Genomic DNA, 22,344 nt, shown 5'->3' on the forward strand with positions numbered 1-22,344 from the left:
CCCGACGCCTGTGGCAGCCCCGTTTATTCGATATCGATCCAAATTGATGGCGGATGACGGATGACGGATGACGGATGACGGATGACGGATGACGGATGACGGATGACGGATGACGGATGACGGATGACGGATGACGGATGACGGATGACGGATGACAAGGACTATCGGACTGCTTTCACAAGAGGCAACAAGTGCGGGTGAGATTGCGCAGATAAAAAAACCGGCCGCGAGGGCCGGTGAAACAGTTCAGGCTTCGCAAATCAAATTGCGCCTAACTCTTTCATTCCACTCACAATATCATAAAAGTCATGACCCAATATGACCCAATATGACCCAATATGACCCAATATGACCCAATATGACCCAATATGACCCAAAAACCCCTTGATGTGTAAAGGAGAGGTTGCGCCCCCCCCTGAGTCACGGCTTGGGTCACGGATTTACAGACTACCGACTAGTCCTACTGCCTCTATATTACCGAGGTTGATATAGATCTGAGCTTGGATCAGGGTGAGACCACAACAACAAAAAGGATGGCATGACCCATAAAATGGGTCATATTGGGTCACGAAACTTATTAACAAGTCACGCAATATTTTGATTTTTAAATAAAAAAACCGGCCGCGAGGGCCGGTGAAACAGTTCAGGCTTGTCAGGTGACAAACGCACCCAGCGGATGAAGACCGGTTTCAATTCCTTATGAAGCCCCGTCCTCTTGAGTACGTGGGTTCACTCTACGCCCTAGTCACTGAACCAAGACTTAACCGCCATGAAATCGTTTCCCTGGCCTCAGATCCGGATCCCGAGGGACTGGCGCAGGTAGGCGCCGGCCCCGAGCAGGCCAGGCCCTTCGTGGGTGATGAGGAACACGGGAATGTCTTTGAGATAAGGCTTGAAGCGCCCCTTGTCCTCGAAGGCCACCCGGAAGCCGGAGCCGATGAAGAACTCCTGGAAGCGGGGCACTATGCCACCGGCGATGTAGACGCCGCCGAAGGTGCCCATGTTGAGGGCCAGGTTGCCGGCAAAGCGCCCCATCAGCACGCAAAACAGGCTTAAGGTGCGGCGGCAGTCCAGACAATCCCCCGCCAGTGCCCGCTCCGTGATGTCCTTGGGGGCGAAGGCTTGTGGCTCGCGGCCATCGGACTTCACCAGGCCGCGGTAGATGTTGACCAGACCCGGGCCAGACAGCAGCCGCTCCGCCGACACATGGCCGAGTTCGGCGCGCATCACCTGCAGCACGGCATCTTCCTCTTCGCTGTTGGCGGCAAAGTCCACGTGACCCCCTTCCCCCGGCAGGCTCAGCCACTGCCCGGCGGCCTGCACCAGGTGGGCGACCCCGAGACCGGTACCGGCGCCATAGATGGCGATGGGTTTGCCCGCCACGGGGGCCTCGCCGCCGAGCTGGATCCTGTCCCCTTCCCCCAGCACGGGTACCGCCATGGAGACGGCGGTAAAGTCGTTGATCACTTGCAGCTCGGCCAGCCCCAGGTTGGCCTGCATCTCGCGAATGGAGAACTCCCAGCTGTGGTTGGTCATGGCGACCCAGTCACCATTGACGGGGCAGGCGATGGCGATGCAGGCCTCGCTCACCCTGGCCTCATGCTCTTCCAGATAGAGGCGGATCACCGCCTCCAGGCTGGGATGGGCCAGGCCGGAGTAGGTCTTGGCCTTGGAAATGGTGCCGGTTGTCAGCTCACAGAGGGCCAACCGAGCATTGGTGCCGCCGACATCGCCGACCAGCGCATGGGTATGCTGCATAACAAACTCCTTCGTTACCAACTCGGGGCGGCCCTTACCGTCCCGATCTTATTATTTGGCAGCGATTCTACCCGAGCCCACCCCGAGTCAGAGGGTTTGTTGAGCGCAACTGTGCGCCCGCTCACAGTGTTGTTGCTTTGCAACATCTGTAAGCGTTTTCACGGAGTAAATGGAAGTTTGTAACCAAAATAACGAAATAATTAGACATGAGTCATACTTTCTGGGGCCGAGGTTAGTTTGGATAAGAGCTTGTCTTGTATAGTCCTCGGGTGAATTATAAAGATGCCATGTCGTGAACTTAGTGCAAAGACACTTGAAGCTAAATTACAAAAATGCCTGGTGGTAATGATGAATACCCTCGATAAGATTACGAACAATCTGGAAAGTTTCAGTAAATCAGAGCGTAAGGTGGCTGAAGTGATCCTGGCGTCCCCCCAGACAGCCATCCACTCCAGCATTGCCACCCTCGCCAAGATGGCCGATGTCAGTGAGCCGACCGTCAACCGCTTCTGCCGTCGCCTCGATACCAAGGGCTTCCCTGACTTCAAGCTACACCTGGCCCAGAGCCTGGCCAACGGCACCCCCTATGTGAATCGCCACGTGGAAGCGGAAGACGGCCCCGACACCTACACCGCCAAGATCTTCGAGTCCACCATGGCCTGCCTGGATGCCGCCAAGAACAGCCTGGACATCTCCGCCATCAATCGCTGCGTCGACATCCTGACCCAATCCAAGAAGATCAGCTTCTTCGGCCTGGGCGCCTCCTCCGCCGTGGCCCGCGATGCCCAGAACAAGTTCTTCCGCTTCAACATCCCTGTGGTGAGTTTCGATGACATCGTCATGATGCGCATGAGCTGCATCAACAGCAGCGAAGGGGACGTGGTGGTGTTGATTTCCCACACCGGCCGTACCAAGGCGCTGGTGGAGATTGCCGCGCTGGCCCGTGAAAACGATGCCACCGTCATCGGCATGACCGCCAAGGATTCCCCCCTGGCCCGGGAGTGCAACCTGGTGCTCTCCATGGACGTGCCGGAAGACACAGACGTCTACATGCCCATGGCCTCCCGCATCGCCCAGCTGGCCCTGGTGGACGTACTGGCCACCGGTTTTACCCTGCGCCGTGGCATGAAATTTCGCGAAAACCTGAAGAAAGTCAAAGAAGGTTTGCGCGAATCCCGCTTTGATACCCCGCACACTTCCTGAAGGCTCGGGGGGTCATCCCCCGGCTGTCTATGCCAACTCGCTTGGTGTAGTATCGTAATTTAATAACATAAGGCCACTCAGAGGGCCTGCAGGCGGGCGCCAACGCCATACGCTTGACGGGGCAGTATTTCAAGTCATATCAACTTCACATTGGAGTATTTCATGCCAAGACGTACCAAGATTGTAACCACACTGGGTCCGGCTACCGACCGCGACGGCATCCTCGAGGGGATCATCCGCGCCGGTGCCGACATGGTGCGGATGAACTTCTCTCACGGCACTCCTGAAGATCATATCCAGCGCGCCAACCAGGTGCGTGAAATCGCCGCCAAGCTCGGCCGCCACGTCGCCATCATGGGCGATCTGCAAGGCCCCAAGATCCGCGTTTCCACCTTCAAGGATGGCAAGATTTACCTGGCCATCGGTGACAAGTTCGTGCTCGACGCCGCCCTCAGCAAGGGGGAAGGCTGCCAGGAACAGGTCGGCATCGACTACAAGAGCCTGCCCGATGACGTGGTGCCCGGCGACATCCTGCTGCTGGATGATGGCCGCGTGCAGCTGAAAGTCGAGCAGGTGGAAGGCACCCGCATTCACACCAGCGTCACCGTGGCGGGCCCCCTCTCCAACAACAAGGGCATCAACAAGAAGGGCGGCGGTCTCTCCGCCCCGGCCCTGACCGAGAAAGACAAGGAAGACATCAAGACCGCCGCCCGCATGAACGTGGACTATCTGGCCGTCTCCTTCCCCCGCAACGGCGATGACCTGCGTTACGCCCGCGAACTGGCCCGCGAGGCCGGCTCCAACGCCAAGATAGTGGCCAAGGTCGAGCGCGCCGAGACCGTCACCAGCGACGAGGCCATGGAAGACATCATCCTCGGTTCCGATGCCGTCATGGTGGCCCGTGGGGACCTGGGCGTCGAGATTGGCGATCCCGAGCTGGTCGGCGTGCAGAAGAAGCTGATCCGCCACTCCCGCCGCCTGAACCGCGTGGTGATCACCGCGACCCAGATGATGGAGTCCATGATCAACGCGCCGCTGCCGACCCGTGCCGAAGTCATGGACGTGGCCAACGCCGTGCTGGACGGTACCGATGCGGTGATGCTCTCCGCCGAGACCGCCGCCGGCCAGTTCCCCATCGAGACCGTCACCTCCATGGCCAGCGTCTGCGTGGGGGCCGAGAAGCACCCGAGCCTGAACGTCTCCAACCACCGCATGAGCTACACCTTCACCTCGGTGGAGGAGGCCGTGGCCATGTCCACCATGTATGCCGCCAACCACCTGGAAGGGGTCAAGGCGATCGTGGCGCTGACCGAGTCTGGCACCACTCCGCTGCTGATGTCCCGCATCAGCTCGGGGCTGCCCATCTTCGCCCTCTCCCCCCACAACAAGACCCTGGCCTGGGCCAACCTCTACCGCGGCGTCACCCCGGTGCTGTTCGACGGTGACGAGACCAAGCCGGTGTACGAGGTGTGCCGCGAGGCGCTGGACGTACTCAAGGCCAAGGGCCTGGTCCAGAGCGGCGACATGGTGCTGCTGACGCACGGTGACAAGATGGAAACCGTGGGCAGTACCAACACCTGCAAGGTGATGATGGTCGAGTAATTCCCCATCGACCTTCACAAAAACGGCTCCCGCGGGAGCCGTTTTTTATGGCGCATCCCCAGGCTTAGCCACGGAACAGCTCCACCTTGTCACCGTCCTGCAGGCTGCCGGCACCGCGCACCACCACCTTGTCTCCCTGCTTGAGGGCGCCGCTCACCGCCACCTGCTCGCTGTCGCCGAACAGTACGGTCACCGGGACTCTGCTGACCTTGAGCTCCTCCCCTATCTGTTTGACCTGGTAGACCACGCTGCCCTCGGTATTGAGCACCAGCGCATCCCTTGGCAGCAACATGGTCTGCTGCTGACCGAGGGGCAGGGCCACCCGCACCGGCGAGCCTATGATGAAGCGGCCGGGTTCGGGCTTGAGCCTAAGCTCGATGAGGCGGGACTTGGGATCCGCGCTCGCCGCCCGTTGGTAGTAGCGGGCATGGCTGCTGAGCTGCTCCCCCTCCACCCGCAGCCTGGCCCCCTCCCCCAGTTGCTGGGCCCAGACGATGGGCGCCCGCAACCGGATGTCCGGTACGTCCGGGTTGACCAGCTCCAGCGCTTTTTCGCCCGCGTCCACGTGCTCTCCCGGCTGGATGAAGTGCTCGTTCACCACCCCGTCGAAGGGGGCGAAGATGTGGGTCCGCCGCAGTTGCTCCTCGATCTGGCGTACCTGTACCCTCGCCAGCCGCTCGGCCAGGGTCGCCTGATCCACGTCGTAGCGCGCCTTGTCGTACTGGCTCTGGGAGGCGCTCTTCTGCTGATGCAGCCGTTCGAGGCGCTGGAACTCGGCCCGGGCGAAGCCCAGGTTGCTCTCCTCCCTGGCCTGCTCCGCCTGGGACTGCTCGAGCGACAGTCGCAGCGCCGCATTGTCGAGACGCAGCAGCTCATCCCCCGCCTTGACCCGGCAGCCAAACTCCGCAATCCACTCCACCCGGCCGCTCACCTCGGCGCTCAGGGCCGCCTGCTGACGGCTCGCCACTGTGCCGCTGACCCAGATGCTGGCCGCCGCATCCCCCTGGGTCACGTCCGCCAGGGTCACCATCTTGGCCTGAGCCGGCAGACTCAAGCCGAGGGTCAGGGCCAGCATCATCCTTGATATCACTCGCTTCATATTGCGCTCCTTGCACAGTCCCGCTGCCGGATGGCATGCGGCGTTTCCACCCGCTCGCCCAGTCGCAGGAAGGCGGGTAACAGGATCAGGGTAAACAGGGTGCTGCAACTCATGCCGCCGACGATGACGGTGGCCAGCCCCCGGTAGATCTCGCTGCCCTCGCTCGGGCTCAGCATCAGGGGCAACATGCCGAAGATGCTGGTCAGGCTGGTCATGGCGATGGGGCGCATCCGGCTTTGCAGCGCATCGGCCACCGCTTCGGGTCGACTCATCCCTTCCCGCTCCGCGGTGCGGGTCTGGTGCACCAGCAAGATGGCGTTGTTGACCACCAGCCCCAGCAGGATGACGAAGCCTATGATTGTCAAGAGATCCATCGGCAGCGGCACCAGCAGGCCGCTCAGGTGCAGCGCCAGCACGCCTCCGACGGTGGCAAGAGGCAGGGTCAGCAGCACCAGGATGGCGTCTTTCAATGAGGCGAACACACCCCACAGCAGGATGAGCAGGATCAGCACGGCAAACAGGAAGATGCTGCCGAGGTTGTCCAGCGCCTGCTGCAGGCTGTCGGCATTGCCGGCGACCTGCAGCTCCCCGCCCGCCGGCAGGATTGGCCGGATGGCGGCGAAGCTCTTGCTCTGCAGGGTCTCCAGCACCTGCTCCATGCTCATGCCTTGCGGCGGGGTGATCCAGAGCTGGATGCTGCGCCGGCCGTCGGCCCGAAAGATGCTCTCCGGCCCTAGGTTGTGCTCCACCCGCAGCAATTCGCCGAGGGGCACTATGCGCCCGGATGGGGTCGCGAGCGGCACGGCCCTGAGCTCATCCGGGTTGGCCGAGCTCTGCCCCATCAGCAGAATATCCAGCCTGTCTTCCCCATCAAAATACTCGCCCACTCGCAGGCCATCTCCGAAGGTCTGGATGATGGTGGGCATGGGGGTGCGATCCCAGCCCACCTCCGCCAGCCGCCTGTCCTGCGGCACCAGCCTCAGCTCGGGGGCGGTGAAGTCGAGACCGGGCTCGGGCCTTATCTGGGCCCCCGGTAAATCCTTCTGCACTATGTGCATGCTCTCGCGGGCCGCTCGATAGAGCTCGGGCAGGGTCCCCCCCTGAATGAGCAAGGAGATGCTGTTCTCGCTGTCAAAGCCGCCAAACAGGGAGCCCTGGCCGCCAAAGGCCCGGGTATCCGGGATATTGGCGAGCAGGTCGTCCATCAGCAGGCGTTCGAGCACCTTGATCTGGGCCTCATCTTTGGGGCGAACCCCGATCTGGGCACCGCCCGGATAGCGCAATATGTAGTAGTTCTTGAGGGCCGGCTCCTTGACCCCCTTCATATAGGGATCCAGCCGGGCAATCAGGGTGTCGATCACCTCTTCGCGCTGGGCCTTGGGGTTGACCCCAGGGGTGAAGGTCATCCACACATCGATGGCGTCGCGCTTCACGTCCGGCAGGTAGTTCATCTTGGGCAGCAGCAGCCAGCTCGCCAGCACGGGCAGGCTCATCATCAGGGTGATGATGGTCCAGCGCCGGCGAGGCGTCGCGGTCAAGCGGATCACGTGGCGGGTGGTGCGCCGCCACAGGCTGTCATAAGGGTCGGTCAAGCGCTCGCGCCCCATCCAGCGCGCGGCCACCGCCGGCAAGACGGTCACCGCCACCAACATGGAGACGGTGACGGCGCAGGCGATGGTGAGGGCGAGATCCGCAAACAGCTGCCCCTCGACGTCGTTGAGCAGCAGCACAGGCAGGAAGATGGCGACCGTGGTCAGGGTCGAGGCCACCAGCGCCGTCCACACCCGGCTGGTCCCCTCCAGCGCCGCCTCCGCCTTGCTGATATCCCCCCGCTCGTGGCGCCGGTAGATGCTCTCCAGCACGACGATGGCCGCATCCAGCACCATGCCCACCGCGAAGGCGATACCGGCAAGGGAGATGACGTTGAGGGTGCGCCCCATCACCTTGAGCAGGCAGAAGGTGAGCATGATGCTGATGGGGATGGCGATCGCTATCATCAGGGTCGCCTTCAACTGGCGCAGGAACAGCCAGAGGATGGCGCAGGAGAGCAGCACCCCCAGCCCCAGGTTGGCGGTCACCATGCCCACCGCCCGGTTGATGTAGAGGGAGGCATCAAACGACTGCTCCATGTGCAGGCCGACCGGCTCCAGCACCTCCCGATTGAGCTCCCCCACCCTGGCCTTGATCCCTTCAAGCGCCGCCAGGGCATTGGCCCCGCTCTCCTTGAAGATCTGGGCAGCGATGGCAGTGTTGCCGTTCTGGATGCGCAGCACAGGGTTCTCCTCCCGGGCCAGCCGCACCTCGGCCACGTCCCTCAGGTATATGGGCAGGCCGTCGCGCCAGTCCACCACCTTGTCCCCCAGAGTCTCGACGTCGTAGCGACCGGCGAAACGCAGCTTGTACTCCCAGCGGCCGATGTCGAGGGTGCCGGCAGACACATCCCAGTCGGTGCTGGCCCGGCTGGCGAGCACCGGGATCTCCACCCCGAGCTCGGCGGCGCGGTAAGGGTCGAAGCGTACCTGGATCTGACGCTCGTTGATCCCCTCCACCTCCACGGTGGAGACCCCGGGGATCCGCTCCAGCTCCGGCTTGACCCGCGCCTCGATCAGCGCCTGATGATCGTCGATCAAGCCCTTGGCGCCGGGCAGCTGCTGGATGAAGAAGAAGGTGAGGGTGTCGTTGCTGCTGTAGTTGTTGACGTAGGGACCGTCGATCCGATCCGGCAGGCCGGAGACCCGGTTCAGCCGCGAGATGACGTCGAGCTGGGCCCGCTGCATGTCGGTGCCGAGGGCAAACGCCATGTCGATCTCGGTGAAGCCGGGGTAGCTGTTGCTGCCGATGCTTTTCAACCCCTGCACCCCCTGCATCTCCTGCTCGATGGGGTCGGTTATCTCGGACTCCATCTCCTGGGGCGAGGCGGAGCGCCAGCTCACCGAGATGTTGAGGTGGGGACGGTCTATGTCGGGGAACAACTGGATAGGCAGCCCCCGGATGCTGAGCAGGCCCAGCAGGAAAATAAGCACGACCGAGACCGCCACCCAGATGGGGCGTTCGATCGCCGTTTTGGCGAGGTTCATTCACTCTTCCTGAGTTGTTGTTATCGGCCATTCCGCTGGCCTGGCTTCCTGCCCAAGGGTGAGGGCCATTGCATTAAACTGGAATTAATCGGCATTGTAAATGCCTGGTTAAACAACAAAAAAACCGGCCACATGGGCCGGTTTTCAATCTAGCGTCAGACTCAGGCGGCGTGCACCGCCGGGGCCGGTTGAGACAGTCCTTCCAGCTCACCCGGGGCGAAGTTGTCCACCTGGATCGCCTCGTAGCGCAGGGCATCGGCGGCCAGCAGCTTGTCCCCCTCATCCTGGCTCAGGATGGACTGAGACAGGGCGGCGGCAATCAGCTCGGGCAGGGCCATCTTGCGTGGCAGCTTGCCCTCTTTCTGGGCCTGGACCAGCTTCTTCTCGATGGGCTGGACGGCGACCATGGCCTGGAAGGCGCGCTCCATCTGGCCGACGGGATCCGCCTCATCCTTACCCACGTAGCAGAGGGCGGTCAGACGATCGCGGAACTCGCCCGGCTTCATCATGGCCAGACAGATGGCGTGGCAGCGATCGTCCGCCGGCATCTTGTAACCGACCCCGAACGGGAACACTACCCGCTTGAGCACGGCCCCCGCCACCTTGTTCGGGAAGTTCTGGAAGAAGCCCTCGAACGCCTTGCCGATGAGATAGAGGTTGCGCTCCACCGCGTACTGCACGAAGGGCAGATCGGAGACCATGCGGCCCTGATCCTCGTAGTGCTTGAGGGTGGCGGAGGCCAGATAGAGGTGGCTCAACACGTCACCGAGGCGAGCGGAGATCATCTCCTTGCGCTTGAGATCCCCCCCCAGCATCAGCATGGAGACGTCGGCGCACAGGGCCAGCCCTTTACTCATGCGGGACAGCTGCTTGTAGTAGCGAGCGGTTTCGCCACCCACCGGGGAACCGTTGAACTGACCCAGGGTCAGCCCCTGGAACAGGGCGCCGAAGAAGTTACTGGTACCGAAGGCGATGTGCTTCATCAGCAGGGCGTCGAACTTCTCGAGACCACGCTCCACGTCGGTGTCGGCGGCCGCTTCCAGCTCGGCGAACACGTAGGGGTGACAGCGGGTGGCGCCCTGGCCGAAGATCATCAGGTTGCGGGTCAGTATGTTGGCCCCTTCCACCGTGATGGCCACCGGGATCCCCATGTAGGCGTAGCCGGTGTAGTTCTTCGGACCGAGCTGGATGGCACGACCGGCGTGAATGTCCATGGAGTCATCCATGATCTGGCGCGCCATCTCGGTCATGTGGTACTTGGAAATAGCGGTGACGATGGCCGGTGCCTGCCCCAGATCCAGGGAGCCGGCGGTCATGCGGCGAGCCCCTTCCAGCTGATAAGTCAGGCCGCCGATGCGAGCCAGCGCCTCCTGCACCCCTTCGAACTTGCCGATGGACATGCCGAACTGCTTGCGCACATAGGAGTAGGCACCCACGGTGCGGCTCGCCATGTGACCACAGGCGGTACCGAGGGCCGGCAACGAGATGCCGCGACCGGCGGAGAGGCATTCCACCAGCATGCGCCAGCCGCGACCGGCGTATTCAGGGCCGCCGATGATCCAGTCCAGCGGGATGAACACATCCTTGCCGAAGGTCGGACCGTTCAGGAACGCCAGCCCCATGGGGTAGTGGCGATCGCCGACCCGCACACCCGGGTGGTTGGTCGGGATCAGGGCACAGGTGATGCCGATCTCTTCCTTGTCCCCCAGCAGTTTGTCCGGGTCATACATCTTGAACGCCAGCCCCAGCACGGTGGCGCGCGGCGCCAGGGTGATGTAGCGCTTGTTCCAGTTCAGGCGAAGCCCGAGCACTTCCTCACCCTTGTACATGCCCTTGCAGACGATCCCCTTGTCCGGGATGGCGCCCGCATCCGAGCCCGCTTCCGGACCGGTCAGAGCGAAGCAGGGAACTTCCTTGCCGTTGGCCAGACCCGGCAGCCAGAAGTCTTTCTGGGCCTGGGTGCCGTAGTGCATCAGGAGCTCACCCGGGCCCAGGGAGTTCGGCACCATGACGGTGACCGCCACGCTCAGGCTCTTGGTGGCGATGCGGGTGACGATGGTGGAGTTGGCAATCGCCGAGAACTCGCGACCACCGTAGGATTTCGGGATGATCAGCGCGAAGAAGCCTTCCTTCTTCAGGTAGTCCCACACGGGCTCTGGCAGATCCTTGGTCTCGTTGACGATCTTGAAGTCATCCACCATGGCGAGCAGGGTCTCGACCTGGTTGTCGATGAAGGCCTGCTCCTCGGCGCTTAGGGTCGCCTTGCCGTAGCCATGCAGCTTCTTCCAGTCGGGGTTGCCGCGAAACAGCTCGCCGTCCCACCAGACGGAGCCGGCTTCCATGGCCTCCCGCTCGGTGGCCGACAGGGGCGGCAGGATTTTTTTGAAGATGCCGAACACCGGACGGGTCACCACCTTTTTACGGATGGCAGGGACGCCGAGCACCACGGCTATCGCCAGCACCAGCAGGACAAGCAATGTGATCATACGAAAGTTCCTTTTATTTCACTGTTTCCGTTGATTATTGTTGGGCACTACACGGCCAGGGAGAGCCTGGTCGACTCCACGGGCGCACCGACACCGGACGCCAGATAGGGAATTACGTTGCGCACCAGCCCCTCCACATCGAGCTGCTGGCCAAAATCGGCCTGGGCGATGTCACGCAGGGCATCGGCGGAGGCCATGGTGAACACGACAGTGCCCAGGGTGAAGTGCAGGCGCCAGAACAGATCCGCCGGCGACAGGGCCGGATTGGCCTTGGAGATCGCCTGGGTGATCCCGTGCAGGGTGGCGCCATAGTGGCTGGTGATGAAACGGCGCAGGTGGCCCTGGCTGTCGATGTAGCCGCGACCCAGCAGCTGCATGAAGAGTGCAGGCCCGTTTGAGCGCACCTCCACCAGCTTCATCAAGGGGTCGACGAAGCTCTCGAACACCTGCAGCAGGGTCAGCTGCTCCTGCGCCATCAGGGTGTGCAGCCGCGCATCCAGCGCCGGCATGAACAGGCTCAGATAGCGGTCGAGCACAGCCTGGATCAGCTCCTTCTTGGAGCCGAAGTGATAGTTGACCGAAGCCAGGTTCACATCGGCCTCGCTGGTGATCAGACGCAAAGAGGTATCGGCAAACCCCCGCTCGGCAAACAGCACCTCGGCGGCATCGAGAATACGGTTCTTGGTATCGATTTTACTCACAGGACACCTCACTTAAACGAATGTTTAAAAAGTACGTTTCACGCCCAGCCATGTCAAGAGAATGTGAATGAGTGTTGAGGAAATGTTTTTTAATCAGAAAGAGGGAACAAGGCGGGAACTTAGCCGGGAAACGGCACTCTATATCTATGCCACTGCAATTAAACATTAAGTCTCGCCCAACTAACGCCATGTTAGTTGGGCATTTTTTTATCCAGCAAGTAATCGGCCCCAGGGATCCTGGCGAAAAAAAACCGTCGCAGGGGCGACGGTGGGGAAACGGGTCTGACTATCCAGTGTCGACCCATCGATGGGTGTTCAGGCTTGCATCGATAGGGTCATCTTCCCAGCCAAAGTTGGCCAGACTTTGTCAGCCTTGCCGTAATTTGTGACAGAGTATGGCAAGCCGTCTCATGGCCCCTCCCCGCCATTTTTGCTATGCTGGCGCCTCATGCCAGAGGGGGAGAGAAGATGAAGTATACGGTCGATACCCACACGCACACCGTCGCCAGCACCCACGCCTACAGCACCATCCACGATTACCTGCCCATCGCCAGGGCCAAGGGGATCAAGCTGTTCGCCACCACGGATCACGGCCCCGAGATGGCCGATGCTCCCCACGTCTGGCACTTCGTCAATCTGCATGTGCTGCCCAGGGTCGTGGACGGGGTCGGCATACTGCGTGGCATCGAGGCCAACATCAAGAACATCGCCGGCGAAATCGACTTCCCCGAGCGCTATGAATCCCGCCTCGACATGATCATGGCGGGCTTCCACGAGCCGGTGTTCCCTCCCTGCGATCAGGCCACTCACACCCAGGCCATGATCAACGCCATCAAGAGCGGCCGGGTCGACATGATAAGCCACCCCGGCAACCCAGCCTTCCCCATCGACATCCCGGCCGTGGTCAGGGCCGCCGCCGAGTATCGGGTGGCCCTGGAGCTCAACAACTCCTCCTTCAGCCACTCCCGCCCTGGCAGCGAGGGCAACTGCCGCGCCATCGTCGAGGCGGCGCGCGATCTCGGCGCCTACCTCACCTTCGGATCCGACTCCCACATCGCCTTCAGCCTGGGGGATTTCGAGCACTGCCAACGACTGGTGGAGGAGGCCGGTTTCCCCGAGGAGCGGATCCTGGCTCGCTCCCCCCGCGCCCTGCTCGATTTCCTCGAGAGCCGAGGCCGCGCCCATATCCCTGAGTTTGTCGATCTCTGAGCCATAACCGTAACTCCATGAGCCGATTCATAAAAATGCTTCAGGCTCATTGACTTGCCCCACTATTTTCGGGAATCTAACGACACGCCGGTGTAGCTCAGTTGGTAGAGCAGCGCATTCGTAATGCGAAGGTCGCAGGTTCGACTCCTGTTTCCGGCACCAGCCAAAACAAAGGGTTAGCTTCATAATGAAGCTAACCCTTTGTGCTTTTGTCATTTGGACCCGGCAAGGGAATCTGGATTGACAAGCCCTACGTATAGCCCACTCCTTTCATATGCCAACCATGAACTTTCTGACGCACCGGCTCGCATGCATGAGGGGCCAGGAGTCTGCCCCCTACAAATAAATAGTCCCGGCATGAGACAGCCGGGATGGCTTTATCCAAGACGCCATTTACTGCACCGCATAGACCTGGTCGAACACGCCCCCTTCCTTGAAGTGAGTGCTCTGGATCACCGGCCACTCGCCGAAGGTCTTCACCACGTTGAAGAAGGTGACTTGCGGGAAGCGATCGGAGAATTCGGCGAGGATAGCGGGGTTGCGCGGGCGCAGGTAGTTGTTGGCGGCGATGCGCTGGCCTTCGTCAGACCACAGGTACTTCAGATAGGCCTCGGCCTCTTTACGAGTGCCCTGCTTGTCGACAACCTTGTCGACCACGGCCACCGGGAGCTCGGCCACGGCGGTGACGCTGGGGTAGATCACCTCGAAGTTGCCACGACCAAACTCGCGGGCGATCATCTCGGCTTCGTTTTCGAAGGTGATCAGCACATCGCCTATCCGGTTCTGGATGAAGGTGGTGGTGGCGGCGCGGCCACCTGTGTCGAGCACGGGGGCTTGCTTGAACAGTTTGCCGACGAACTCCTTGGCCGCCTTCTCATCGCCCCCCTTCTCCAGTACATAACCCCAAGCCGACAGATAGGTGTAGCGGCCATTACCCGAGGTCTTGGGGTTCGGCACTATGACCTTCACTCCCTCTTTGAGCAGATCGGGCCAATCCTTCAGACCTTTGGGGTTGCCCTTGCGCACGATGAACACGGTGGCCGAGGTGAAGGGGGCGCTGTTGTCCGGCAGAAGGGTCGCCCAATCCTTCGGCACCAGGCCGCCATGTTCGGCAAGGGCGTTGATATCGGTGGCCATGTTCATGGTGATCACGTCGGCGGGCAGGCCCTCGATGACTGCGCGCGCCTGCTTGCTCGAGCCGCCGTGGGACATATTGATCTGCAGCGGCTGGCCGCCTTCTGCCTGCCAGTGTTTCTGGAACACTGGGTTGTAGTCCTTGTAGAAGTCACGCATCACGTCATAGGAGGCGTTGAGCAGGGTGGCAGCCTGAACCAGCGGGGTGAGGGCCAGTCCTGCGGCGAGCAGGGTGGCGGGTAGCAGTCGTTTCATTGCACGTCCTTGGAATGAGAGTCGAGTGACCAACTATAAGAGCCCCCCATTTATTCTTTGAAAGAATAATTAGTTCGCAGCTTATGCGATTTGTGACATGACACTGGCTGGGCTCAACGGACAAAGCGCATGGCTGCTGGAATGGGGCTTTTGCTGGTCGATGATGACAGGAGAAGGATGCACATTATCAAGCGCCTCTTGTACGGATTGATGCTCATATTGGTTGGATGAGCCAGCCTACTGCATCAGCTTGCCATCAAAGGGATGTGGTCTGCCTGGTGCCAACGCAGATAAAAAAGGGCGAACCCTGTGGTTCGCCCTGTCGTTTTAGTGCCTGAGAAGCGGGATCAACCCTGGCTGTCGGCCGCCGGGGTGGTGTCTTCTGGCGCCTGCCAGCCGCCGCCGACCGCCTTGTAGAGGGCGACCTGGTTGCTGAGCTGGGCCAGCCGGGTGCTGATGAGCCCCTGGCGAGCACTGAACAGGGAGCGCTGGGCATCGAGGCGGGTCAGATAGCTGTCCACCCCTTGCTCGTAGCGGAACTCTGCCAGCCTGAAGTAGGTCTGGTTCGCTTCCACCAGATCCTGCTGGGCCTGCAGCTGCTGCTCATAATCCGCCTGGGCGCCCAGGGTATCGGCGACCTCCTTGAAGGCGATCTGGATGCTTTTCTCGTAGCTCGCCACTGCCTGCTTGGCGCCCACTTCCGCCACGTCCAGATCGGCAATGCGCTTGCCACCGTCGAAGATGGGCAGATTGATCTGGGGCATGAAGGTCCAGGTGCCGGTGCCGCCGTCAAACAAGCCGCTCAGCTGGTTGCTGGCGGTGCCCGCCGTCGCGGTCAGCGAGATGGTCGGGAAGAAGGCGGCGCGGGCCGCCCCTATATTGGCGTTGGCCCCCTTCAGGCTGTGCTCCGCCGCCAGTATGTCCGGGCGTTGTTGCAGCAGGCTGGAAGGCGCACCCACCGGGATGGCGGCCAGTTGCACCTCCTCCAGGGTCTTGGGTTGCCCCTCCAGCACCGGAACCTCTGTGCCGAGCAGCAGGGCCAGGCCGTTTCTATCCTGCTTCACCTGGCGCTGATATTGCGCCTGGCTGACACGGGCATTCTCAAGCGCCGTGCGCCCCTGCGCCAGTTCCATCTCGGAGGCAACCCCCAGCCGGTATTTGTGCTGGGTCAGGGCATAGCTCTCCTGCTCGGTGGCCAGGGTCGCCTGGCTCAGCGCCAGCAGCTCCTGATCCGCCAGCAGGGTGAAGTAGACGTTCGCCACCGAGGCGACCAGGGCAATCTGGGTGCTGCGCTGAGTCTCGATCTGCGCCAGATAGTTTTCCAGCGCCTGATCCTTCAGGCTCTGGATCCGGCCAAACAGGTCCAGCTCATAGGCGGTGATGCCGATGTTGGCGCCGTATTGGCTGCTGATGCGGCCCTGCCCCGTGGCGCTGAGATCGTCGGATCCCTGCTGGCGGGTGCCGCTGCCATCGGCGGCCAGGGTCGGCAACTGCGCCGCCCGCTGGATCCGGTATCTGGCCTCATAGGCCTCGACATTGAGGGCCGCGAGGCGCAGGTCCCGGTTGTTGTCGAGCGCCGTGCCGATCAATTTTTGCAGGGCCGGATCCAGGAACTGCTGGCGCCAGGGGGCAAGCTCCCCCTTGGCGGCCAGGTTGTCTTGCCAGGAGGCGCCTTGGGGCAACTCGGGACGCTGGTAATCGGGGGCCATGGAGCAGGCCCCCAGCAGCAGGGTCACGCTCAGGGCGATCAGGGTCTTAGTCATGTTTGATCTCCTTGGCGTGGGCGATGCGCTCCTCGGCGCTGTGGTGCTCGGTGAAGTAACGCATCACCAGCACGAAGAACAGCGGCACGAAGAAGATGGCCAGCACGGTGGCGGTGATCATGCCCCCCATCACGCCGGTACCGATGGCGTTACGGCTGCTGGCGCCGGCGCCGGTGCTGATCACCAGCGGCAGTACGCCGAGGATGAAGGCGAGCGAGGTCATCAGGATCGGGCGCAGACGCTGGCGCGAGGCCTCGACCACGGCTTCCCCGAGTTTCATCCCCTTGTCGTGCAGCTCCTTGGCGAACTCGACGATGAGGATGGCGTTCTTGGCCGAGAGCCCGATCGTGGTGAGCAGGCCCACCTGGAAGTAGACGTCGTTCTCGAGGCCTCGCAGGGTCGCCGCCAGGATGGCGCCCAATACCCCGAGCGGCACCACCAGCATGACCGAGAACGGAATGCTCCAGCTCTCGTAGAGCGCCGCCAGACAGAGGAACACCACCAGCAGGGAGATGGCGTACAGGGCCGGCGCCTGGGAGCCTGCCTGCCGCTCCTGGAAGGAGAGACCCGTCCACTCGATGCCGATCCCTTCCGGCAGCTGCTTCACCATCTGCTCGATGGCGGCCATGGCGTCACCGGTACTCTTGCCAGGCGCCGCTTCACCGACGATCTCCATGGCGGAGACACCGTTGTAACGTTCCAGACGGGGTGAGCCGAAGCTCCAGTCCGTGGTGGCGAAGGCGGAGAAGGGTACCATCTGGCCCGCGCTGTTGCGCACGTACCACAGCTTGAGGTCTTCCGGGTTCATCCGGAACGGCGCATCCGCCTGCAGGTAGACCTTCTTGACCCGGCCTCTGTCGACGAAGTCGTTCACATAGGAGGAACCCCAGGCCGCCGACAGGGTGTTGTTGATGTCGGTGATGGAGAGGCCCTGGGCCAGCGCCTTCTGGTAATCGATCTTGATGTCGAGCTGAGGCGTGTCTTCCATCCCGTTCGGGCGTACCCGCACCAGGTTGGGATCCTGCGCCGCCATGCCGAGCAGCTGGTTACGGGCCGCCATCAACTTCTCGTGCCCCAGACCACCGCGGTCCTGCAGGAAGAAGTCGAAACCGGTGGCCGTGCCGAGCTCGGGGATGGGAGGCAGGTTGAAGGCGAAGACCTGAGCTTCCTTGATGCTGAACAGGTAACCCATGGCGCGGCCTATGATGGCATTGGCGCTGCGCTCCTCGCCCTGACGTTCACTCCAGTCCTTCAACTTGATGAAGGCCATGCCGCTGTTCTGACCGCTACCGGCGAAGCTGAAGCCCGCCACCGTCAGCACGGAGTCCACGTTGTCCTTTTCGGTCTCGAGGAAGTAGTCGCGCATCTCGGCGAGCACCACCTCGGTACGCTCCTTGGTGGCGCCGACCGGCAGCTGCACCATGGACATGATGACCCCCTGATCCTCTTCCGGCAGGAAGGAGGTGGGCAGGCGCATGAAGAGCACCGCCAGCACCGCCAGCATGGCCAGATAGATGATGCTGTAGCGGGTACCCTGCTTGATCACCTTGCGCACGCCGTTCTGGTAACGGTTGGCGTTGGTGTCGAAGAAGCGGTTGAACCAGCCGAAGAAGCCGCGCTGGGTGCCGTGCTCACCCTGCTTGATGGGCTTGAGCAGGGTCGCACAAAGCGCCGGGGTCAGGATCAGGGCCACCAGCACAGAGAGCACCATGGCCGAGACTATGGTCAGGGAGAACTGGCGATAGATGGCACCGGTGGAGCCGCCGAAGAAGGCCATGGGCACGAACACGGCGGACAGCACCAGGGCGATCCCCACCAGGGCGCCGGTGATCTGGGTCATGGACTTGCGGGTCGCCTCCAGCGGGGAGAGACCCTCCTCGCTCATCAGACGCTCCACGTTCTCCACCACCACGATGGCATCATCCACCAAGAGGCCGATGGCCAGCACCAGACCGAACATGGTCAGGGTGTTGATGGAGAAGCCGAACGCCGCCATGACACCGAAGGTACCGAGCAGCACCACGGGCACCGCTATGGTCGGGATCAGGGTCGCCCGGAAGTTCTGCAAGAACAGATACATGACGCAGAACACCAGGAAGATGGCTTCCACCAGGGTCTGCACCACCTCCTCGATGGAGATCTTCACGAAGGGCGTGGTGTCGTAGGGGTAGACGATCTTCATGTTCGCCGGGAAGTACTCGGCGAGTTCATCCAGCTTGCCACGAACGTGATCGGCCGTGTCCAGGGCGTTGGCACCGGTGGCGAGCTTGATGGCGAGCGCTGCGGTGGCCTGGCCGTTGTAGAGCGCGGAGGCGTCATAGCTTTCGCCGGCGAGCTCGACCCGGGCCACGTCCTTGAGCAGCACCTTGGAGCCGTCCTGGTTCACCCGCAGCAGTATGTTGTTGAACTCCTCCGGGGTGGAGAGACGGGTCTGGCCCATGATGGTGGCGGTAAATTGCTGATCGCTCACCGAGGGGGTACCACCGAGTTTACCAAACGCTACCTGGGCGTTCTGGGCCTTGATGGCGGCCTGGATGTCACCCGGTGTCATCTGTACCCGGTTCAGCTTGTTCGGATCCAGCCAGACGCGCATGGAGTACTGGCTGCCGAACAGGGTGATGTCACCCACGCCGTCCAGACGGCTCAGAGGCTCCTTGATGTTGGAGACCACGTAGTCCGCCAGGTCGTCGTTGGTCATGCTGCCATCGGTGGAGATGAAGGCGGCCACCATCAGGAAGCTGCTGGAGGTCTTCTGAACGCGGACCCCCTGCTGCTGCACTTCCTGCGGCAACAGCGACATCGCCTGCTGCAGCTTGTTCTGCACCTGCACCTGGGCGATATCGGGATCCGTGCCCGGCTTGAAGGTGAGGGTCACGCTGACGTTGCCGGAGGAATCGGATTGCGCCGACATGTAGAGCAGGTGATCCAGCCCCGTCATGTTCTGTTCGATGATCTGGGTCACCGAGTCTTCCACGGTTTTCGCGGAGGCACCCGGGTAGCTGGCGGAGATGCCAACCGCCGGCGGGGCTATGGTCGGGTACTGGGCGACCGGCAGGCCTATGATGGCCATGACCCCGGCCAGCATGATCACCAGGGCGATCACCCAGGCGAAGATCGGTCTATCTATAAAAAATCGTGCCATGAGGCGACTACTCCATCCTACTGCTTGGTTACCTGGGTCTGCTCAGTCTGTGCGGTGGCGGTCTTGCTGACGCGCTCCGCCGGGGCCACCTCGGCACCGGGTTTGACTTTCTGCAGACCGGCAACGATCACCCGTTCACCCGCCTTGAGACCGGACTCCACCACCCAGCTCTCGCCGGACATGCGGCCGAGCTGGACGTCCCGCAATTCCACCTTGTTGTCCGCGGTCACCACCATGACGTTGGCACCACCCTTGGGGGTGCGGGTCACGGCGGTCTGCGGCACCAGCAGGCCTTCGGGGCGCTCGCCCTCCTGCAGGGTGGCGCGCATGAACATACCAGGCAGCAGCAGATCGTGGGGGTTCGGGACTATCACCCGCAGGGTCACCATGCCGGTGGTCTCGTCCACGGTCACGTCGGAGAACTGCAATGAGCCCTGCTCCCCATAGGTGCTGCCATCTTCCAGCTGGAAGCTGACCTTGGCACCATCCTTCTGGCCCTGGGTCAGCTGACCGGCGGCCACTTCGCGCTTGAGGCGCAGCAGATCGGCGGTAGACTGGCGCACGTCCACGTACATGGGATCGAGCTGCTGGATGGAGGTGAGGCTGTTGGCCTGCTGGGCGGTGACCAGGGCCCCCTCGGTCACCGAGGAGAGACCGATGCGACCGCTGATGGGGGCAGTGATGCGGGTATAGGCCAGGTTGATGTTGGCGCTCTGCAGCGCGGCCTTGGCGGCCCCGATCTCGGCAACCTGCTGTTTCCAGGCCGCGTCGGCGTCGTCATACTCCTGACGGCTGATGGCCTTGACCTTCACCAGCTCGGCGTAACGCTGGGCCTTGAGGCGGGCGCTGCGCTCGTTGGCCTCGGCCTTGGCGAGGTTCGCCTTGGCACTGGCCACGGCGGCCTGATAGACGGCGGGGTCGATCTGGTACAACAGCTGGCCGGCCTTGACGTCGCTGCCTTCGGTGAACAGGCGCTTGAGGATGATGCCGTTCACCTGGGGACGCACCTCGGCCACCCGGCGGGGGGCGGTGCGGCCGGTCAGTTCGGACATGAGTTGCAAGGGCGCGGTCTGGAGGGTCACCACGTCCACGGCGGCGGGGGGCATAGCGCCCATGGCCTGCTGGGCCTCTCCTTTATCACCACAACCAGCCAGCAGACCACTTGCCAGCAAGGCAAGGCCGACCGAACGTGCGAGAATATGTTTGTGCATGAATTTTCTGAGCCTCTGTTTCAAACAACAAAAAACAACAAAACCACAGGGTTTATGGGGCCCCTGTTGGTAAATCCGCGAAGATGAGGCAATATACATACATTCATAAATGTATGTAAGTAACTTTTTTACCCTTTTAGACAGGTACGGATCCCATGGCCAGACGAACCAAAGAAGAGGCGCAGCAGACCCGCTGCCACATCATGAGCACGGCCCTGACTCTGTTCTGCCAACAGGGGCTGGCCAAGACCAGCCTGACCGACATTGCCAATGCCGCCGAGCTGACCCGGGGGGCCATCTATTGGCACTTCAAGAACAAGGAGGAGCTCTTCATCTCCCTGTGGGAGGAGCTCTGCTCCCCCCTCTCCCATCAGCTCGACGCCTGCGTCGACGAACAGGAGCCGGATCCCCTCGGCAAGCTGCGGGTCTTCCTCAAGGAGGTGATGGTCAAGATCAGCACCGAGCCCGCCCACCAGCAGATGTTCACCATCATGTTCAACCTGGAGTCCCTGGAAGGGGAAGCCAGCGCCCTGCGCGAGCACATGCGTGCCCAGTCCCTCAACTTCTTCCGGGATCTGGAGCTCACCCTCGCCAATGCGGTGCGCCTCGGCCAGCTGCCGGCGGATCTGGATCTGCGCCGGGGCGCGACCCTGATGCACTGCACCCTGGATGGCTACATCATCAACTGGCTGCACTTCCCGGAGCGCATCAACCTGATCCGGGATGCCGACTTCTTGCTGGACACCCTGTTCGCCCTCATCGCCCAGCCCCATGGGCCTGCGGTGCCACGCCGCTAAGCAGCACAACCAAGAGGCGGGTGCTGACCCGCCCTGCCCTCCAGAGTCCTCTTCACAGGGGCGCCACGATATCAAGGCCTGACACAGACCCGGATCGGCCCTCAACGCCGCGACAAAATCTGGTAGAATAGTCGCCCCCGAATCGAGGTGATCCCGTGTCCATGTCCGCCCAATCCTTATCCAGTCCGCTCGCCCCCCTGGCCCACGACAACTTCCTGGCCCTGCTGCCAGAAGGCGCCCATCTGCTGGAAGCGGGCTGCGGTGCGGGGGAGGATCTGCGCTACTTTCGCGAGCAGGGGTTCGTGGTCACCGCCTTCGATGCCAGCCTGAGCCAGGCCAAAGCGGCCTCGCGCCTGTGCGGTCAGCCGGTGCGGGTGTGCCATTTCGAGCAGATGCACAACGTGCTGCCCTTCGACGGCATCTGGGCCAGCGCCTCCCTGCCCTGCCTCACCGAAGCCGAGCTCTCCCCCGTGCTGACTCACCTCGCCGGCCTGCTCAGGCCAGAGGGGCCGCTCTACTGCTCCTTTCCTCTCCTGGGTGGACAGCAGCGCCATGACCAGTCGGCACAAGGCGACACGGGCGAGGAGTATCCCCTGCGCACCCCGCTCGATGAGGCCCGCCTCACCACGCTCATCGCCCCCCTGCCTTTTGAGCTGCATGCGTGCTGGCACAGCGATGACGGCGTGCAGGGTCGCTGGCTGCATGCCCTGCTGATCCGCGGCCCCAATCCCGCCACAATTAATCAATATCGCGGTCGTCGCTCCAAACAGGGTGCCCGGCGCGATTTCGCATCCAGATAACAATATTTAACTCCGAGTTAACCATGCATTGGCAGACAAGATGCGGAATTTGTGTTAAAAATCGGCATCAAAATCAAGATTAAATAACAAAACAGACACCAACACCT

14 protein-coding genes and 1 tRNA gene are annotated in these 22,344 nt (G+C 62.1%); 6 read left to right on the forward strand and 9 right to left on the reverse strand.

The window, feature by feature from the left end:
• Window positions 1–789: 789 nt before the first annotated feature.
• A complete protein-coding gene (gene glk, locus ACT5M9_RS04790; protein WP_457981319.1) occupies window positions 790–1,758 on the reverse strand; it encodes a glucokinase in 969 nt (322 codons plus the stop codon).
• Between the two features lie 348 nt (window positions 1,759–2,106).
• Between glk and ACT5M9_RS04795 the strand changes: the two genes are divergently transcribed.
• Window positions 2,107–2,961 (forward strand): MurR/RpiR family transcriptional regulator, encoded by an 855-nt coding sequence (locus tag ACT5M9_RS04795; protein ID WP_349918565.1) that lies wholly within the window; start codon window positions 2,107–2,109, stop codon window positions 2,959–2,961.
• 162 nt (window positions 2,962–3,123) lie between these two features.
• Window positions 3,124–4,563, forward strand: coding sequence for a pyruvate kinase (pyk, locus tag ACT5M9_RS04800; protein WP_457981316.1), 1,440 nt, complete (start codon window positions 3,124–3,126; stop codon window positions 4,561–4,563).
• Window positions 4,564–4,627: 64 nt separating this feature from the next.
• Here the strand turns inward: pyk and ACT5M9_RS04805 are convergent, their stop codons facing one another.
• The 4 genes from ACT5M9_RS04805 to psrA form a co-directional block, all read right to left on the reverse strand.
• A complete protein-coding gene (locus ACT5M9_RS04805) occupies window positions 4,628–5,662 on the reverse strand; it encodes an efflux RND transporter periplasmic adaptor subunit (protein WP_457981315.1) in 1,035 nt (344 codons plus the stop codon).
• The gene (locus ACT5M9_RS04810) at window positions 5,659–8,739 is read right to left on the reverse strand and encodes an efflux RND transporter permease subunit (RefSeq protein ID WP_457981314.1); all 3,081 of its coding nucleotides are present in this window, start codon (window positions 8,737–8,739) and stop codon (window positions 5,659–5,661) included. The genes ACT5M9_RS04805 and ACT5M9_RS04810 overlap by 4 nt, the downstream gene beginning before the upstream one ends.
• A 161-nt stretch (window positions 8,740–8,900) precedes the next feature.
• Window positions 8,901–11,225, reverse strand: a complete 2,325-nt coding sequence (locus ACT5M9_RS04815; RefSeq protein WP_457981313.1) for an acyl-CoA dehydrogenase — start codon at window positions 11,223–11,225, stop codon at window positions 8,901–8,903.
• A gap of 47 nt (window positions 11,226–11,272) precedes the next feature.
• Complete coding sequence (gene psrA / locus ACT5M9_RS04820; protein ID WP_438548848.1) at window positions 11,273–11,926, reverse strand: TetR family transcriptional repressor PsrA; 654 nt, start codon at window positions 11,924–11,926, stop codon at window positions 11,273–11,275.
• A gap of 468 nt (window positions 11,927–12,394) precedes the next feature.
• On the opposite strand from psrA, the gene ACT5M9_RS04825 reads away from it, so the two are divergent.
• The gene (locus ACT5M9_RS04825; RefSeq protein ID WP_457981311.1) at window positions 12,395–13,135 is read left to right on the forward strand and encodes a phosphatase; all 741 of its coding nucleotides are present in this window, start codon (window positions 12,395–12,397) and stop codon (window positions 13,133–13,135) included.
• An 86-nt stretch (window positions 13,136–13,221) separates the two neighbouring features.
• Window positions 13,222–13,297, forward strand: a tRNA-Thr gene (locus tag ACT5M9_RS04830).
• 231 nt (window positions 13,298–13,528) lie between these two features.
• Here ACT5M9_RS04830 and ACT5M9_RS04835 read toward each other — a convergent pair.
• From ACT5M9_RS04835 to ACT5M9_RS04850, 4 genes are all read right to left on the reverse strand, one after another.
• On the reverse strand, window positions 13,529–14,524 hold the full coding sequence (locus tag ACT5M9_RS04835) for a sulfate ABC transporter substrate-binding protein (protein ID WP_457981310.1): 996 nt from the start codon (window positions 14,522–14,524) through the stop codon (window positions 13,529–13,531).
• A gap of 347 nt (window positions 14,525–14,871) precedes the next feature.
• Window positions 14,872–16,287 carry an efflux transporter outer membrane subunit gene (locus ACT5M9_RS04840; RefSeq protein WP_457981308.1) on the reverse strand — a complete coding sequence of 472 codons (1,416 nt, stop codon included), beginning with the start codon at window positions 16,285–16,287 and terminating at the stop codon, window positions 14,872–14,874.
• Window positions 16,280–19,429, reverse strand: a complete 3,150-nt coding sequence (locus ACT5M9_RS04845; RefSeq protein ID WP_457981306.1) for an efflux RND transporter permease subunit — start codon at window positions 19,427–19,429, stop codon at window positions 16,280–16,282. Before ACT5M9_RS04845 ends, ACT5M9_RS04840 begins: the two co-directional genes overlap by 8 nt.
• A gap of 17 nt (window positions 19,430–19,446) precedes the next feature.
• Entirely contained in the window at window positions 19,447–20,640 is a 1,194-nt protein-coding gene (locus tag ACT5M9_RS04850; RefSeq protein WP_457981304.1) for an efflux RND transporter periplasmic adaptor subunit, read from the reverse strand.
• A gap of 155 nt (window positions 20,641–20,795) precedes the next feature.
• Here ACT5M9_RS04850 and ACT5M9_RS04855 point away from each other — a divergent pair, with 155 nt between their 5' ends.
• Both ACT5M9_RS04855 and ACT5M9_RS04860 read left to right on the forward strand, forming a co-directional pair.
• Window positions 20,796–21,437, forward strand: a complete 642-nt coding sequence (locus ACT5M9_RS04855; RefSeq protein WP_457981302.1) for a TetR family transcriptional regulator — start codon at window positions 20,796–20,798, stop codon at window positions 21,435–21,437.
• 161 nt (window positions 21,438–21,598) lie between these two features.
• On the forward strand, window positions 21,599–22,237 hold the full coding sequence (locus ACT5M9_RS04860) for a class I SAM-dependent methyltransferase (protein WP_457981301.1): 639 nt from the start codon (window positions 21,599–21,601) through the stop codon (window positions 22,235–22,237).
• Window positions 22,238–22,344 lie beyond the last annotated feature (107 nt).

Source organism: Aeromonas sp. AE23HZ002T15 (assembly GCF_054165525.2).